The organism is Micromonospora parva, from assembly GCF_000718515.1.
In the GTDB taxonomy this organism is placed as follows: Bacteria; Actinomycetota; Actinomycetes; order Mycobacteriales; family Micromonosporaceae; genus Micromonospora; species Micromonospora parva.
In genome coordinates this window covers 1-16,029 of the sequence record NZ_JNZS01000034.1, presented here as the reverse complement: position 1 = coordinate 16,029, position 16,029 = coordinate 1, and the positions used below count along the sequence as shown (strand labels likewise).

Genomic DNA, 16,029 nt, shown 5'->3' with positions numbered 1-16,029 from the left:
CGGGCCGGCAACGGCGCCGATGGTCTGACCTGACACATATCCTGGGGCAAATCGGGCTTTACCTGATGCTCCAGGAGGATGAGCGGATCATGCGTATCGGCGTGCTCACCGGCGGCGGCGACTGCCCCGGTCTCAACGCGGTCATCCGGGCGGTGGTCCGCAAGGGCGTCGCCACTTACGGTCACGAGTTCGTGGGCTTCCGGGACGGCTGGAAGGGCCCGCTGGAGGGTCTGTCCCGGCCGCTGGACATCGCCGACGTCCGCGGCATCCTGCCGCGCGGCGGCACCATCCTCGGCTCGTCCCGTACCAACCCGTTCAAGATCGAGAACGGCGTCGAGCGGATCAAGGACAACCTCGCCGCCCAGGGCGTGGACGCGCTGATCGCGATCGGCGGCGAGGACACCCTCGGCGTGGCCACCAAGCTCTACGAGCTGGGCGTGCACGTCGTCGGCGTGCCGAAGACGATCGACAACGACCTCGGCGCCACCGACTACACCTTCGGCTTCGACACCGCTGTCAACATCGCGATGGAGGCCATCGACCGGCTGCACACCACCGCGGAGAGCCACCACCGCACCCTGGTCGTCGAGGTGATGGGCCGCCACGCCGGCTGGATCGCCCTGCACGCCGGCCTGGCCGGCGGCGCCAACGTGATCCTGCTGCCCGAGCGCCAGTTCGACGTCGACCAGGTGGCCGGCTACGTCGAGAAGCGCTTCCAGCACCAGTACGCCCCGATCGTCGTGGTCGCCGAGGGCGCCCAGCCGCTGGACGGCCAGATGGTGCTCGCCAACCAGGAGCTCGACTCCTTCGGCCACGTCCGCCTCGGCGGCATCGGCCAGTGGCTCGCCGAGCAGCTGGAGGCCAAGACCGGCAAGGAGGCCCGCACCGTGGTGCTGGGTCACATCCAGCGCGGTGGCACCCCGACCGCCTTCGACCGGGTGCTCGCCACCCGCCTGGGCCTGCAGGCCATCGACGCCGTCAACGACGGCGACTGGGGCAAGATGGCGGGCGGGGCGGCCCCGGGGGCCCGCCACGCCGTCGACCCGACGCGAGGGGGTACGGCCGACATGTCCGCCGGAGTGCACACGGTCGCGGTGATCGGCGCGGGCAAGATCGGTGAGCTGATGCTCTCCGGGCTGCTGCGCTCGGGATGGCCGGTGGACCGGCTGCTGGCCACCGCCCGCCGGCCCGCTCGGGCCGAGGAGTTGACAGCCCGTTACGGCGTACGGGTGGTCGACAACCTGACCGCCGTGGACGAGGCGGCGGTGCTCGCGATCTCGGTGAAGCCCCAGGACGCCGCCGCGCTGCTCGACGAGATCGGCCCCAAGGTGCCGGCCGACAAGCTCGTCATCTCGCTCTGCGCCGGCCTTCCCACCAGCTTCTTCAGCCGCCGGCTGCCCGACGGCACCCCGGTGGTGCGGGTGATGACCAACACCCCGGCGCTTGTCGACGAGGCGATGACCGCGATCTCCGCCGGTGCGTACGCCACCGGGGCGCACCTGACGTTGGCCGAGGAGATGTTCAAGCCGCTCGGCCAGACGATCCGGGTGCCCGAGTCGCAGCAGGACGCGGTCACCGCGCTCTCCGGCTCCGGCCCGGCCTACTTCTACCTGCTGGTCGAAGCCATGATCGACGCGGGAATCCTGCTCGGGCTGCCCCGCCAGGTGGCACACGAGTTGATCGTGCAGACCGCGATCGGGTCGGCGGTGATGCTGCGTGACTCCGGTGAGCACCCGGTCAAGCTGCGCGAGGCGGTCACCTCGCCGGCCGGCACCACCATCTCCGCCATCCGCGAGCTGGAGAAGCACGGCGTACGCGCGGCGCTGCTCGCCGCGCTGGAGGCCGCCCGGGATCGGGCGCGCGAACTGGCGGCACAGGCCGACTGACCGTCCGGACGCGTCACGCCCAGCGGTTGCGGGCACGTCGCGGGGCCGTGCGTGCCGCATACTGGCCGGGTGTTCACACTTGCCCAGGCCCGGCACCTGGTGGCCACTCTGCAACCCCGCGTCGACGAGTTGATCCGGGTGCGGGCTGACCTGGCCGAGCTGCGCGCCGACCTGGCCGACCACGGCGTGAGCGCGCTCGGCGGGCTGGCCGAGGTGAAGGCGCTGGAGGCCCGGCTGCACGCCGTCGTCGACGAGCTGCACCAGCACGACATCCAGGTCAAGGGCATCGCCCCGGTGCTGCTCGACTTCCCCGGCGAGCGGGCCGGCCGGGCCGTGCTCTGGTGCTGGTTGGAGGGCGACTCCGACGTGCGCTGGTATCACCGGGCCGAGTGCGGCTTCGCCGGCCGCCGCCCCCTCTGACACCCCCGGCCCTGGCGCCGGGGCCCGCGCGGCCTGCCGTGCTGATCCGCGCCGAGGCGGAGCGAGGCCGCCGGGTTGAAGGCTTGATCCACTCGGGCTCCTGAAAGTCGCGGCATCCGGGCACGCCGGACACCGCGACTTCCTTGAACCCGAGTTGATCACGCGGCGGGCCGGGACCTCGCGGCGCGGGCCCATGCCGGCCGGGTGCGCGGCTCAACCCGCCGCCGACGTCGGCAGGACCGGGCCTGCGGCCTCGGTCACCGCGAACACCAGCACGTTGTCGACGTAGTGCCCGCGCCGCTGGTCGAAGTCGCCCCCGCAGGTGACCAGGCGCAGCTCCGCCCCGGGCGTCGGCCCGTAGACCACTGCCGTCGGAAACTGGTCCTTACGGGTACGCAACGACCCGGTCACCCGGAACGGCAACCGCTGCCCGCCGCGCCACACCTCCACCAGGTCGCCGGGCCGCAGCTCACCGAGCCGGGCGAAGACCGCCGGCCCGCGTCGGGAGTCCAGATGCCCGGCGAGTACGGCCGGGCCGGTGTCGCCGGGAGCCGGGCCGCCGCCGTACCAGCCGGCGGTGTCGAAGTCGGTCGGCGGGATCAGCGCGCCCGCGCCGTCCAGGCCCAGCACCGTGAGCGGTGAGTCGACACCGATGTGCGGTACGCGTACCCGCGTGGGTGGACCGTGTGGCGTGGGCGCGGCGGCCACCGACGGACAGCCGTCGCCGCAGCCGGGGTGCCAGGTCGCGACCGGCGGCGGGTCGGTGGTGGCCAGCCCGACCCCGGTGCTCGCGGCGAGGCAGACCGCCGCGCCGGCCGCGACCAGCGCGGCCAGCGGCACCCGACGGTCACGGTGCCGCCGGATCGACGGGCCCGGCCCGGCGCTCACCAGGTGCTGCGCCGCCGACGCCAGAGCAGCAACGCGACCACCCCGGCCACCGCGGCCAGGCCGCCGGCCACCAGGGGGTACGCGTCGAGCCCGGTGCGGGCGGTGCCCCCGGCGCCGGTGTCCACCCCACCGGCCGGGACGACGGTGCCGCCCTCGGCGTCGCGGCGCAGCTCGGCGGTCAGCCCGCCCTGCTTCGCGTCGAGCACCAGCAGCGAGTAGACAGCGCCGCCGGTGAGCCGCACCTCGGCGTCGGTGCTCGGACCACCGGCACCGGTCAGCTTCAGCCGCCATCTGCCCGGCTCGACCTGCTGGTAGTCGGTGGTGGTGGCGAACTGCACCCCGTCGGCGATCTTCGGGCCGTCGGAGGCGGCCACGTCGAGGATCGGGGTCCGCACCGACGCCTGCACGACCCGCACCTTGGCACGCCCGTCGCTGGGGGCGCTGAGGTCGTCGGTGAGCACCCGCAGGCCGAGGTCGGCGTGCCGCCCGACACCGGCCACCGTGAACGCGTCGCCACTGGTCACCGCGACCTCGGTGGTGAGCACCGGGGGATCGCTGGCGGGAGCGCCGGCCTCGCGCATCGCCACCGCGTACCGGCCGGGCGCGAGTTCGAGGTAGTCGGAGACCACGCCGTAGCCGACCCCCGGGAAGACCCGCGGCTTCGCGGTGCCCGGTGCGGCCAGGTAGACGTCGACGGCCGGGGTGTCGGGGGAGAGGTGGGCGAGCCGGACGTATCCGACGGTGTCCGCGCCCGTCGCGGCGACGGCCGGAACACCGACGCCGGCGGCAGCGAGGGCGGTGCCGAGCAGGAGCACGCCGGTGCCGGCCAGCAGTCGGCGGGGGAGGGTACGGGGCATGTGCATGTCGCCTCCGGGGGCACGTTCGGTGAGCGGTTGGCAACCCAGAGAACAGGGTCCCGTGAACGGGACTACGGCGCAAGTTGCCCCAGCGGGTGTTTCTTGGTGCCGTCCCGTTTATTCTCGGTCGATGCGGGATCGCCGGGTGGCGCTGGCGTGGGTGGCCTTCGTCGTCGTCGCGCTGGTGTCCTGTGTGCTCGTTCTGCGCCGTCCGGATCGCCTCTCCGACCTGCACATCTACTACGGCGCGCTGGCCGACCTGCACGCCGGTCGGCCGCTGTACGGCTTCGTGGCGGCCAACGGCGGTCCGTTCACCTATCCGCCGTTCGCCGCCCTCGTGCTGGGGCCGATCACCGCCGTGCCGGAGGGCGTCCTGCGGGGAATCTGGTTGGTGGCGACGTGCGCGGCGGTCGTCGCCATCGCCGGGACGGTCGGTGTCGCGCTGACCACCCGGCAGTCCCGGCGACCGCTCGTGGTGGCGGTGGCGGCCACGGTGCTGATGCTCTCCGCACCGGTGCAGAGCAATCTGCGCTTCGGTCAGGTCAGCATCTTCATCGTGCTGATGGCCCTGCTCGACGGGGTGGGCCTGGTCCCGCCCCGGCTGCGCGGGGTGCTGGTCGGGGTCGCCTCGGCGATCAAGCTGACCCCGTTGCTGTTCGTCGTCTACTTCCTCGCCACCGGCCGCTACCGCGACGCGGGCCGCGCCGTGGCGACATTCCTGGCCTGCGCGGGGCTCGCCGGGATCGTGCTGCCCGGCGAGAGTTGGACGTACTGGACCGAGGCCGTCCGGCAGACCTCACGGATCGGCAACCTGGCGTCACTGGGTAACCAGTCCCTGCATGGCATGCTGCTGCGCGTCGGCGTGGACGAGGCGGCGTTGCCAGTGCTCTGGGCCACCCTGGTGGCGTTCGTCTGCGTGGCGGCCCTGCTGCGGGCGCGACAGTTGACGCGACAGGGCCGCAGCGGGCACGCGGCGGTGCTGGTCGGCTGCGCCACCGTCGCCGCGTCCCCGGTGTCCTGGACCCACCACCAGGTGTGGCCGGTGCTCGCGGCGATGCTGCTGATCGGTGCGTCCGGCGTCACCCAGCGGGCGGCCGGGGGAGCGCTGCTGGCCGCCATGGTCGTCTCGTTGGGCGCGGTGCTCAGTCCGGTGTCGACGCGGCCGGGGGTGCAGTTCCTTTTCGAGAACGCCCGCGCGATCGGGGTGCTCCTGCTGTGCCTGGTCGGCTTCGGTGGCGTCGCGGTCGCCGCCGCCCGCCCGCACCGGCGACCGGCGGGCCGACGGGGCTGGTTGCGGGTGGGCGTGACGGCCACCGTGGCTGTCGCGTTCTTCGCGGTACAACCATTGCCCGCCGGTGCCGACCCGACCTTCAAGGCGTACGCCCTCGACGACGTGGTCAACCCGCGGTACTTCTTCGTCTGCCGGGGCCCGGTCGAGTGCGCCGCCTACGGCACGGACGCGCCGGTCACCTTCGGCACCCGGGCCGAGAGGACCAAGGTGCGGGTCAACGGGGTGGTCTCCCCGCAGGTGACCAGGCTGGAATACTTCTCCGCCCCGGGTGGGCCACCTCGGGTCATTCCGCTGCTCGACGCGTACCCGGGGAGCCGGACGTTCTCGTTCCGCTCGGCCAGCATGGCGCAGGGCCGGCTCGTCGCGTACGACGCGGACGGGCGGCCGATCGCCAGCTACGACGACGAACTCGCCGCCGCCCTCCGCGCGAGGAGCCGGTAGGCGGTCGCGGGAGGGCGGCGGCGGTTGGTCAGCGGGTGGCGGCGGCCAGGGCGGCGCGCAGCTTCGCGGCGTCGCCGGTGGCCGGGTGCTCCCAGTCGGTAGGGCTGGCGGAGTAGAGCGTGCCGTACGCCGGAGTGTCCGGCTGGTAGCGCCACCCCTCGGCCAGCGGGCCGACGTCGACCGCGTCGTACCCGATCCGGTCCAGGAAGGCGGTCACCTCGGCCTTCGCGTCGGCGTCGTCACCGGCGATCGCGAGGGCGCTGCGGTCGGCCGCACCGGACGGCCGGGAGAGCGCGGCCAGGCCCTTGAAGTAGATGTTGTTGAAGACCTTGACCACCCGCGACTGCGGCAGGTGCCGCTGCAGCAGCTCACTGCTGGTGATCTCGCCGGAGTCCAGCTCCGGGAAGGCCCCGTCGCGCTGCGGGTAGTAGTTGTTGGTGTCGATGACGACCTTGCCGGCCAGTGGCTCCACGGGCACCGCGCGGTACGCCTTCAGCGGCACGCTGACCACCACCAGGTCACCCACCTGTGCTGCGTCCTGCGCGGTGCCGGCGCTGGCGTGCCCGCCCAGGGCCTCGACCAGGTCGGTGAGGGTCTCCGGGCCGCGCGAGTTGCTCAGCACCACGTCGTAGCCGGCGTCGACGGCAAGCCGGGCCACGGTGCCGCCGATGTTGCCACTGCCGATCAGTCCCACAGTTGTCATGCTCGTTCCCAACTCCGTCCACCCGCGACGCATTCCCGACCAGCCTGGTGGGTTATTCCGGTCACCCCGGCGGGCGGCTGCCCACGGACTCGCTCACCCGGCGGGGGCTGCTCGCGACCTCGCCTTCCCGGCGGGTGCCTGGTGGCGCCGCACCCGTCCTGGACAACGTACTGCTCACGCTGGTCGCCGACCGGCTCTCCGGTGACGTGCCCCTCTCCGGTGGCCAGCGGTTCGTGCCGGCCGCCGTGCGGTGTCGGCCCGGCCGCCCTCGGGCGCAAGATCGTGCTCGATCCGGGATGTAGTGGCGTCCGGAAGCCGGGAGACCACTACATCCATGTTCGAGCGTGATCAGGGCGGCACGCGCGGCGCCCTGGGGTGTCAGGAGGTAGGGAGGGTCTTCTCGATGGCGGTGCGTAGCTCGTCCGAGCCGGGCTCGACGGTGGGGGCGAAGCGGGCGGCGACCGAGCCGTCCGGGGCCACCAGGAACTTCTCGAAGTTCCACCGCACGTCACCGGTGTGCCCGTCGGCGTCCGGAGTCTGCACCAACGCGGCGTAGAGCGGGTGCCGGTCGGGGCCGTTGACGTCGACCTTCTCGGTCAACGGGAAGGTGACCCCGTAGTTGACCTGGCAGAAGTCGCTGATCTCGGCGGCGCTGCCCGGCTCCTGCCCGGCGAACTGGTTGCACGGCACGCCGAGCACCACCAGGCCCCGGTCGGCGTAGGAGTCGGCGAGCTTCTGGAGGCCGGCGTACTGCGGGGTGAGGCCGCAGCGGGAGGCCACGTTGACGACCAGCAACGTCTTGCCGCGGTAGCGGGCCAGGTCGGCGGGGCCGCCGTTGAGGGCGTCGATCGGGATGTCGAAGACGGTCATGGACCGAGGCTACTCGCGGGCCGGGCGTCGGCCGGGTATGGGCGCAGCGTGTGCACTCCGTGCACCAGGAGAAATCGAAACATGCACATCTTGACGAACTGATGACGGCGTGAGTACCGTCTCACCATCTCTTTTGGAAAGTTTCCTAACAGTTCGGGAGACGCCGCATGAAAAGATCGCTCCGCCGAGCCCTCTGGGCCGGTGCCGTGGTCGCCGTGACCGTCGCAGCGGTGCCGGTGACCACCGCGTTCGGCGCCGGCACGGTCACCACCACCTTCACCAAGGCGCAGGACTGGGGGACCGGTCACGAGACGAGGGTGACCGTCACCAACGGGTCCAGTGCCACCGTCACCACCTGGCGCATTGAGTTCGACCTGCCGTCGGGCACCACCATCAGCAGCGCGTGGGACGCCGACGTCACCAGCAGCGGCAACCACTACGTCGCGGTCAAGAAGAGCTGGGCCGGCGGCCTCGCCCCCGGCGCCTCGTTCAGTTGGGGCTACAACGGCAGCGGCGCCTACAAGGCACCGCTGAACTGCACCATCAACGGTGCCGCGTGCGGCGGCGGAACGACCCCGCCCACCACGACCCCGCCGACCACCACCCCACCGACCACGACGCCACCGACCACCCCGCCACCCACCACGCCACCGCCGACCACGCCGCCGCCGAACACCGGTGGCAAGAAGGTCGTCGGCTACTTCGCCGAGTGGGGCGTGTACGCCCGCAACTACCACGTCAAGAACATCCAGACCAGCGGCTCGGCCGCCAAGCTGACCCACATCCTGTACGCCTTCGGCAACACCACCGGCGGTCGCTGCTCGATCGGTGACAGCTACGCCGACTACGAGAAGGCGTACACGGCGGCGGACAGCGTCGACGGCGTCGCCGACACCTGGGACCAGCCGCTGCGGGGCAGCTTCAACCAGCTGCGCAAGCTCAAGCAGCTGAACCCGCACCTGAAGGTGATCTGGTCGTTCGGTGGCTGGACCTGGTCCGGCGGCTTCACGCAGGCCGCGCAGAACCCGGCCGCCTTCGCCGAGAGCTGCTACAACCTGGTCGAGGACCCGCGCTGGGCGGACGTCTTCGACGGCATCGACGTCGACTGGGAGTACCCCAACGCCTGCGGTCTGAGCTGTGACACCAGCGGCCCGAACGCCTTCAAGAACGTGATCAGCGCGCTGCGGTCGAAGTTCGGCTCCAACGCCCTGGTCACCGCCGCCATCACCGCGGACGGCAGCAACGGCGGCAAGATCGACGCCACCGACTACGCCGGCGCCATCGGCAACCTCAACTGGCTGATGCCGATGACGTACGACTACTTCGGGGCGTTCAACGCCCAGGGGCCGACGGCGCCGCATTCGCCGCTGACCTCGTACACCGGCATCCCGCAGCAGGGCTTCAACTCCGACGCGGCGATCCAGAAGCTCAAGAGCAAGGGCGTCCCGGCCAGCAAGCTGCTGCTCGGCATCGGCTTCTACGGGCGGGGCTGGACCGGTGTCACCCAGGCGGCGCCGGGCGGCAGCGCCACCGGCGCGGCACCGGGCACCTACGAGGCGGGCATCGAGGACTACAAGGTCCTCAAGAACACCTGCCCGGCCACCGGCACGATCGCCGGCACCGCGTACGCCAAGTGCGGCAGCAACTGGTGGAGCTACGACACCCCGTCGACCATCAACGGCAAGATGACGTACGCGAACAACCAGGGCCTCGGTGGCGCGTTCTTCTGGGAACTCTCCGGTGACACGAGCAACGGCGAGCTCATCGGCGCCATCAAGGGCGGCCTCGGCTGAGCCGAAGGCCGGCGCACCACCCACACGGCGGGAAGGGACCCGCACCGTCCCTTCCCGCCCGTGACACAGCGGCCCGGTCGACGCCCAGCGTCGACCGGGCCGCCACCGTTGGGTTCGATCAGCTGGATGTGGCAGACTCGCGGCTCGGCACGTCTCGATCTCAGCGTCGACGGAGGTGATCATGCGCTCGACCCACCGCGGGCTGGCGGCGACCGCCGCCGGGCTGATGCTGCTGCCGGTCGCCCTGGTCGGCTGCGGGATCGGCGGCGGGGACGAGGACGAGTCCGCCGCCAAGCCGGCCCGAGCGCCCGCCGAGGAGGCCACCACCCGCTCCCGCGAGCGCGTGCAGGCGTACCTCGACGCGATGGCGGCCAAGGACGTCGCCGCCGGCCGCAGCCAGCTCTGCGCGCTGCTGCACGACGGCTTCGACCTGGGCGCTACCGGCCCCAACGGTGACTTCGCCGACCACTTCCAGGTGCCCGAGGCGGCCATCACCGACATCCGGTCCGGCCCGCTCGGGCAGGAGGTCAGCGTCTCGGTCTCGGTCACCGCCGGTAAGCGCACCGTTGTCCGGCCGTTGGTGTTCACCGTCACCCGCGACGGCAGCGACTGGTGCATCGCCGGTGAGGCACCGGGTGCCCCGGCCGACAGCGCGCCGCCGGCGAAGGCTCCCCTTACCCCCGCGTCCTGACCAGCGCCCGGCGAATTGATCTCCCATCTGCCGGAACCGTCCCCCTCGCCGCCCGGGCACCGCGACGGTCGCCGTACGCTTTCTGTCATGCGCCATGAGTGGCATCAGCTGAGCCATCCCGCGGTGGGCAGCCCGGGCCTGCAGACCAGCCGTCCGACAGTCGACTCCGCCGAGGACGCCGCGCTCGGCCTGGACCGATGGCGGGAGCTGCCCCGCGAGCAGGTTCCGCCGTGGTCCGACCCGACCGCCGTCGCCGCCGTCTGCAAGGTCCTCGACACCGTGCCGTCGGTCGTCGCGCCCTACGAGGTGGACCAGCTCCGGCAGAAGCTGGCCCTGGTCTGCGAGGGCAAGGCGTTCCTGTTGCAGGGCGGTGACTGCGCCGAGACGTTCGTCGACAACACCGAGAGCCACCTGCTGGCCAACGCCCGCACCCTGCTCCAGATGGCGATCGTGCTCACCTACGGCGCGTCACTGCCGGTGGTCAAGGTCGCCCGGGTCGCCGGGCAGTACACGAAGCCCCGCTCACTGCCGACCGACGCCCGTGGGTTGCCCGCGTACCGCGGCGACATGATCAACTCGCTGGAGGCCGATCCGGCCGCCCGGGTCGCCGACCCGCAGCGCATGATCCGGGCGTACGCCAACTCGGCCGCGGCGATGAACATGCTCCGGGCGTACCTCGCCGGCGGGCTCGCCGACCTGCACGCCGTGCACGACTGGAACAAGGGCTTCGTGAAGAACTCCCCGGCGGGGGAGCGTTACGAGGCGATCGCCCGGGAGATCGACCGGGCGCTGGCCTTCATCCGGGCCTGCGGCATGACCGACGACGAGGCGCTGCGTACCGTCACGCTGTACTGCTCCCACGAGGCCCTCGCCCTGGAGTACGACCGCGCGCTCACCCGGGTCTCCGACCGGCGCGCCTACGGGCTCTCCGGGCACTTCCTCTGGATCGGCGAGCGCACCCGGCAGATCAACGGGGCGCACATCGACTTCATCTCCCGGATCGCCAACCCGATCGGGGTCAAGCTCGGCCCGACCACGTCCCCGGATGAGGCGATCGAGCTGTGCGAGAAGCTCAACCCGGACAACATCCCGGGCCGGCTCACCCTGATCAGCCGGATGGGCAACCACCGGGTACGCGACGCGCTGCCGCCGATCGTCGCCAAGGTCACCGCTGCCGGGGCCAAGGTGGTCTGGCAGTGCGACCCGATGCACGGCAACACGCACGAGTCGTCCAACGGCTACAAGACCCGGCACTTCGACCGCATCGTCGACGAGGTGCTCGGCTACTTCGAGGTGCACCGAGGGCTGGAGACCCACCCCGGTGGCCTGCACGTCGAGTTGACCGGCGAGGACGTCACCGAGTGCCTCGGTGGCGCCCAGGGCATCGAGGACCTCGACCTGCCCGACCGGTACGAAACCGCCTGCGACCCGCGACTGAACACCCAGCAGTCGTTGGAGTTGGCGTTCCTCGTGGCGGAGATGCTGCGTGGCTGATCTCGCGAGCCCCCGCATGGCTGAGCCTGCGAGCCCCGCAGTCGGCGAACCGAAGGGATGACAGTGGCTGATCTGTTCGTGGACCTGCGGTCCGACACGGTGACCCGACCCACCGCCGGGATGCGGGAGGCGATGGCCGCCGCCGAGGTCGGTGACGACGTGTACGGCGAGGACCCGAGCGTCAACGCGCTGGAGGCCGAGGTCGCCGCGTTGTTCGGGCACGAGGCGGCGCTGTTCGCCCCGAGCGGGTCGATGGCGAACCAGATCGCCCTGCAACTGTTGGTGTCGCCCGGCGACGAGTTGCTCTGCGACGCCGACGCGCACGTGGTCACGTACGAGATTGGTGCCGCGGCCGCGTACGGCGGAATCTCCTCGCGGACCTGGCCCGCGGTGGGCGCGGACATCGACCCGGAGGTGGTGGCCGGGATGATCCGGCCGGACGGCTACTTCGCCGTTCCCACCCGGGCGATCGCCGTCGAGCAGACCCACAACCGGGGCGGCGGTGGGGTGATTCCGCTGGCGACTCTGCGGGATCTGCGCGGGGTCGCCGACGAGGCGGGGGTCGCGCTGCACTGCGACGGCGCCCGGATCTGGCACGCGCACGTCGCCGACGGGGTGCCGCTGATCGAGTACGGCCGGCTCTTCGACACGTTGTCGGTGTGCCTCTCCAAGGGCCTCGGCGCGCCGGTCGGCTCGCTGGTGGTGGGCAGCGCCGAGAAGATCGAGCGTGCTCGGACGATCCGTAAGCGGATGGGCGGTGGCATGCGCCAGGCCGGCGTCCTCGCCGCCGCCGGTCGGTACGCGCTCGCGCAGCACATCGACCGGCTGGCCGACGACCACGCGAAGGCGGCCCGGCTCGCCGAGGCGGTCGCGCCGTTCGGTGTGCTGGCCACGACGGTCCGTACCAACCTGGTCGCGCTGGACCTCACCAAGCACACTCTGGACGCGCGGGCCCTGGCAGCCGCGGCACGGGCCGAGGGTGTCCTCATCTCGGTGCTCGGCCCCCGTACCGCCCGCCTGGTCACCCACCTGGGCGTCAGCGACGCGGACATCGACCGCGCCCTCGCGGCCCTACCCCGCATCCTGGCCAACGCCTAACCCCACCCAACCAACCCCCACCCCACCGCTCACCTCGGTGATCAAGAGGTTTGCGTCAGATTCCGGCCCCCGGATGACGCAAACCTCTTGATCAACCAGGTGCGGTTCCCGGTGGGGTCAGGTGGGGTTACTGGGGGGTCAGGCGGGTGAGGGTGGTGATGTCGGCGGCGTGGCCCACGTGCTTCTCGCTGGGGGTTTCCACGACGGTCGGGACGCCGGCGGTGGCCGGGTGGGCCATCAGCTCGGCGAAGGCCGGCTCACCGATGGTGCCCTTGCCGATGTTCTCGTGCCGATCCCGGGTGGAACCGCACAGATCCTTCGAGTCGTTGGCGTGGACCAGCCGCAGCCGGTCCGCACCGACAGTGGCCACCAGGGTGTCCAGGGTCGCCGTCATGCCGCCCTCGGCCGCCAGGTCGTGACCGGCCGCCCAGGCGTGGCAGGTGTCGAAGCAGACCCCGAGCATGGGGTGCCGGTCCACCGCGTCCAGGTAGGGCCCGAGCTGCTCCACCCGGGAGGCGAGTGACCGGCCTCCACCCGCGCTCGGCTCGACCAGCAACATCGGCCCGCCAGCGTCGGCGGTCCAGTCGAGCAACGGCAGCAACACCTCGCGAACCTGTCGCATCGCCGCCTCGGCGTGCCCCTCGTCCACCGAACTGCCCGCGTGGAACACCACCCCGCGCGCGCCGATCGCCACCCCCCGACGCAGCGCGTGCGCCAGCGTCTGGGCCGACTTCTCCACGGTGGCCGGGGTGGGCGAGCCGAGATTGACCAGCAGCGCGGCGTGGATGAACGCGGGAATGCCCCGCTCGGCGCAACCGTCGCGGAACAGGGCGTCCTGCCCGGGGTCGCCGTTGGGCAGTGCCCAGCCTCGCGAATTGGAGACGTAGACCTGCACCACCTGCGCACCCGTCACGTCGGCGTACGGCAGGGCGGCCTTCGCCAGCCCACCCGAGGTCGGAGTGTGCGTGCCCACCGGCCGCGAGATCGTCGGCATCAGAAGCACGTCAGGGTGACCGGGGTGCCCGGAGCCACCTGCTGGTTCTCGCCCGGGATCTGGATCCGGACCACGGCGTTCGGGTTGATCGCCACCGTCACCGGGAACCCCTGGCCCTCCAGCGCCTGCTTGGCCTGCTGGCAGGGCAGGTCCACCACCCGCGGCATGGCGATCAGCGGCGGCCCCTTGCTGACGTCCAACTTGACCTGGGTGCCCTTCTCCACGCCGGCGCCATCGGCCGGGCTCTGCCCGAGGATCTCGTCCCTCGGCTTGTCGGAGTCCTTGTAGTTCTCCACCAGCACCAGGTTGAGCTGGGCCAGGGTCGTCCGGGCCTCGGTCAGGCTCTTGCCGACCAGGTTCGGCACCGTCACCGGCGCCCTGCCCCGGCTCAAAATGAGGGTGACCTTCGTCCCTGGCTTGACCTCGGCGCCCACCTTGGGGGAACTCTCCACCACGACGCCGGCCGGCAGGCTGTCGTCGTAGCGGGGGGTGCCCTTGGCCACCACCAGCTTCGCGTTGAGCAGGTCCGCCTCGGCGAGCTCGAACTCCTTGCCGATCACGTCCGGTACGGGGAAACGCTCCGGGCCCAGCGAGAGGGTCAGGGTGATCGTGCCACCCTTGACGATCTTGGTTGCGGACGCCGGATCCTGCCCCAGCACGCTGTCCTTCGGGGCCTTCTCGTCGAAGCGCGGCTCGGCGTACTCGAGGACGAGCCCGGCGCGGTCGGCCTGTGCCTGCGCCTCGGCCTTGCTCAGGCTCACCAGCTGCGGAGCGTCCGTGTAGCGACCGACGCCGAACCACCAACCACCGATCGCGGCCACCAGCCCCAGCGTCACCACCACGGCCGCGACGGCCAGTCGGCCACGCGGGTGGTTCAGCACCGTGGTGCGCAGCGCGGCGAGCCGGGCGCCCAGGCCCTCGGCGGGCTCCGGGGCGGCCCGACGCCGACCCGGCCCCTGGCTGCTGGCCCCCTCGGGCAGCCGTGCCCAGGACGGGCGGTTGGGCGGCTGGACCGTCGCGACCATCATGGTCGGCTGGGAGAGCAACGGTTCGTCGCTGACCGGGCGGAGCACGGCGGTGTGGCTGTTGGCGTCGCCCAGCCGATCCCGGGCAACCTGCACCTCGGCCAGCAGAGCGCCGGCGTCCGCGGGCCGGGCGCCGGGGTCACGCCGGGTGGCCCGCTGCACCAGGTCGTCGAGGACCGACGGCAGGCCCGGCACCAGCGTCGAGGGCGCCGGCACGTCCCGGTCGACGTGCTGCCAGGCGACGTCCACCGGGCGGTCCCCGTCGTACGGCACCCGGCCGGTGAGCATCTCGAACAGCACGATGCCGGCCGAGTAGACGTCGGTGCGCGGATCGGCGCGGCCCTCGGTGACCAGTTCCGGGGCGACGTACGCCACGGTGGCCATCAGTTGGTTGCCCTGCTCCTCGTCGGCGCTCGCCTCGACCGCCCGGGCCAACCCGAAGTCGGCCACCTTCACGACGCTGTCGACCAGGTTGGCGACGCCACCGGTGGGCGCCTCGGCGACCAGCACGTTCTCCGGTTTGACGTCGCGGTGTACGAGACCCGCCCGGTGCGCGGCGGCGATCGCGGCGAGCATCTGCTCGGTGATGGCCAGCGCCTCGTCCGGGTTGAGTCGGCGGCGCTCGGCCAGCACGTCGCGCAGCGTGCGGCCACGGACGTACTCCATCACCAGGTACGGCAGACCGGCGTGGGTGCCCTGGTCGTAGACCGCCACCACGTTCGGGTGGGTCAGCCGGGCGATCGTCTTCGCCTCGTCGGTGAACCGGGCCACGAAGTTGGCGATCCTGGCGCGCGCCTCGCTCGCCTGGGTCGGGTGAATGATCTTGACAGCGACGGTGCGCTCAAGGCGCTCGTCCGTGGCGGTGTACACGGTCGCCATGCCACCACGGGCCACGCGACCGCGAATGCGGTAGCGCCCGTCGATCAGCGAGCCCAGCAACGTGTCGGCGACCTGAGTGTCCATCGGCAGGGAGTCTATGTGTCCAGGGGGCTAAGGATGAACAGGATGCTACAGCCGTACGCCGGCCCGGGCCGTCCGGCCGCGCGGTGTGCCCCTTGTTCGCTGGTCAGGGGCGCTCACGAGAGCGGGTGCCGACGGGTCGCCGGGGTGCCGGTGGCTCGCCGCGGCGGCGGCGTGGCAGGGTGGTCGGGTGACCGAACCCGTACCCGATCAGGCCGCGCCCGGCCTGGAGCTCGCCGGACCCACCGACCCGGCCGGCTGGTTGACCCTGCCCGACGTCGCGGAACGCCTCGACGTGTCGATCAGCAAGGTGCACCAGATGATCCGTGACCGGGAGCTGTTGGCGGTCCGCCGCGACGGCGTCCGCCGCATCCCGGCGGACCTGGTTGCCAACCAGACCGTGCTCAAGCACCTGCCCGGTGTGCTCAACCTGCTCGCCGACAACGGCTACGACGACGAGGCCGCCCTGCGCTGGCTCTACGAGCCGGACGACACCCTGCCCGGCTCCACCCCGGCCGCCGCCCTCTCCGGCGATCAGGCCCGCGAGGTAAAACGCCGAGCCCAAGCCCAAGGCTTCTAACCCCACCCTGCCCCTGCCCCACCCTGCCCCCACCCCGC

The 16,029-nt window shown here is 72.0% G+C and carries 14 protein-coding genes and 1 pseudogene; 9 read left to right on the top strand and 6 right to left on the bottom strand.

What is annotated here, in order from left to right; all coding sequences use genetic code 11:
• Positions 1-89: 89 nt before the first annotated feature.
• The 3 genes and pseudogenes from IF22_RS35250 to IF22_RS0130030 form a co-directional block, all read left to right on the top strand.
• Positions 90-1,004: pseudogene (locus tag IF22_RS35250) on the top strand (6-phosphofructokinase); the annotation flags it as partial.
• A gap of 63 nt (positions 1,005-1,067) precedes the next feature.
• Positions 1,068-1,886 carry a pyrroline-5-carboxylate reductase gene (gene proC, locus IF22_RS35245; RefSeq protein WP_030337752.1) on the top strand — a complete coding sequence of 273 codons (819 nt, stop codon included), beginning with the start codon at positions 1,068-1,070 and terminating at the stop codon, positions 1,884-1,886.
• Between the two features lie 69 nt (positions 1,887-1,955).
• Complete coding sequence (locus tag IF22_RS0130030) at positions 1,956-2,306, top strand: DUF2203 domain-containing protein (RefSeq protein ID WP_036412622.1); 351 nt, start codon at positions 1,956-1,958, stop codon at positions 2,304-2,306.
• 213 nt (positions 2,307-2,519) lie between these two features.
• Here IF22_RS0130030 and IF22_RS0130025 read toward each other — a convergent pair whose 3' ends face one another.
• A complete protein-coding gene (locus IF22_RS0130025) occupies positions 2,520-3,194 on the bottom strand; it encodes a class F sortase (protein WP_245233770.1) in 675 nt (224 codons plus the stop codon).
• Entirely contained in the window at positions 3,191-4,057 is an 867-nt protein-coding gene (locus IF22_RS0130020) for a DUF4397 domain-containing protein (RefSeq protein ID WP_030337705.1), read from the bottom strand. Before IF22_RS0130020 ends, IF22_RS0130025 begins: the two co-directional genes overlap by 4 nt.
• Before the next feature lie 124 nt (positions 4,058-4,181).
• On the opposite strand from IF22_RS0130020, the gene IF22_RS0130015 reads away from it, so the two are divergent.
• The gene (locus IF22_RS0130015) at positions 4,182-5,783 is read left to right on the top strand and encodes a glycosyltransferase 87 family protein (protein WP_167337354.1); all 1,602 of its coding nucleotides are present in this window, start codon (positions 4,182-4,184) and stop codon (positions 5,781-5,783) included.
• A 28-nt stretch (positions 5,784-5,811) separates the two neighbouring features.
• On the opposite strand, the gene IF22_RS0130010 is transcribed toward IF22_RS0130015, so the two are convergent.
• Together IF22_RS0130010 and IF22_RS0130005 are read right to left on the bottom strand one after the other, a co-directional pair.
• Complete coding sequence (locus IF22_RS0130010) at positions 5,812-6,486, bottom strand: NADPH-dependent F420 reductase (RefSeq protein ID WP_030337703.1); 675 nt, start codon at positions 6,484-6,486, stop codon at positions 5,812-5,814.
• 378 nt (positions 6,487-6,864) lie between these two features.
• Positions 6,865-7,356, bottom strand: a complete 492-nt coding sequence (locus IF22_RS0130005; RefSeq protein ID WP_030337702.1) for a glutathione peroxidase — start codon at positions 7,354-7,356, stop codon at positions 6,865-6,867.
• A gap of 167 nt (positions 7,357-7,523) precedes the next feature.
• Between IF22_RS0130005 and IF22_RS0130000 the strand changes: the two genes are divergently transcribed.
• From IF22_RS0130000 to IF22_RS0129985, 4 genes are all read left to right on the top strand, one after another.
• A complete protein-coding gene (locus IF22_RS0130000; protein WP_030337701.1) occupies positions 7,524-9,149 on the top strand; it encodes a glycosyl hydrolase family 18 protein in 1,626 nt (541 codons plus the stop codon).
• A 181-nt stretch (positions 9,150-9,330) separates the two neighbouring features.
• On the top strand, positions 9,331-9,840 hold the full coding sequence (locus IF22_RS0129995) for a nuclear transport factor 2 family protein (protein WP_030337700.1): 510 nt from the start codon (positions 9,331-9,333) through the stop codon (positions 9,838-9,840).
• 87 nt (positions 9,841-9,927) lie between these two features.
• Entirely contained in the window at positions 9,928-11,334 is a 1,407-nt protein-coding gene (locus IF22_RS0129990; RefSeq protein ID WP_030337699.1) for a class II 3-deoxy-7-phosphoheptulonate synthase, read from the top strand.
• Positions 11,335-11,391: 57 nt separating this feature from the next.
• Positions 11,392-12,432 carry a threonine aldolase family protein gene (locus IF22_RS0129985; RefSeq protein WP_051708873.1) on the top strand — a complete coding sequence of 347 codons (1,041 nt, stop codon included), beginning with the start codon at positions 11,392-11,394 and terminating at the stop codon, positions 12,430-12,432.
• A 127-nt stretch (positions 12,433-12,559) separates the two neighbouring features.
• On the opposite strand, the gene IF22_RS0129980 is transcribed toward IF22_RS0129985, so the two are convergent.
• Together IF22_RS0129980 and pknB are read right to left on the bottom strand one after the other, a co-directional pair.
• Positions 12,560-13,426, bottom strand: coding sequence for a deoxyribonuclease IV (locus IF22_RS0129980; RefSeq protein WP_030337697.1), 867 nt, complete (start codon positions 13,424-13,426; stop codon positions 12,560-12,562).
• Positions 13,426-15,414 carry a Stk1 family PASTA domain-containing Ser/Thr kinase gene (gene pknB / locus IF22_RS0129975; RefSeq protein WP_030337696.1) on the bottom strand — a complete coding sequence of 663 codons (1,989 nt, stop codon included), beginning with the start codon at positions 15,412-15,414 and terminating at the stop codon, positions 13,426-13,428. Before pknB ends, IF22_RS0129980 begins: the two co-directional genes overlap by 1 nt.
• Before the next feature lie 187 nt (positions 15,415-15,601).
• Between pknB and IF22_RS0129970 the strand changes: the two genes are divergently transcribed.
• Positions 15,602-15,991: an Rv2175c family DNA-binding protein gene (locus tag IF22_RS0129970; RefSeq protein WP_030337695.1), complete on the top strand. Its 390-nt coding sequence runs from the start codon at positions 15,602-15,604 to the stop codon at positions 15,989-15,991.
• Positions 15,992-16,029 lie beyond the last annotated feature (38 nt).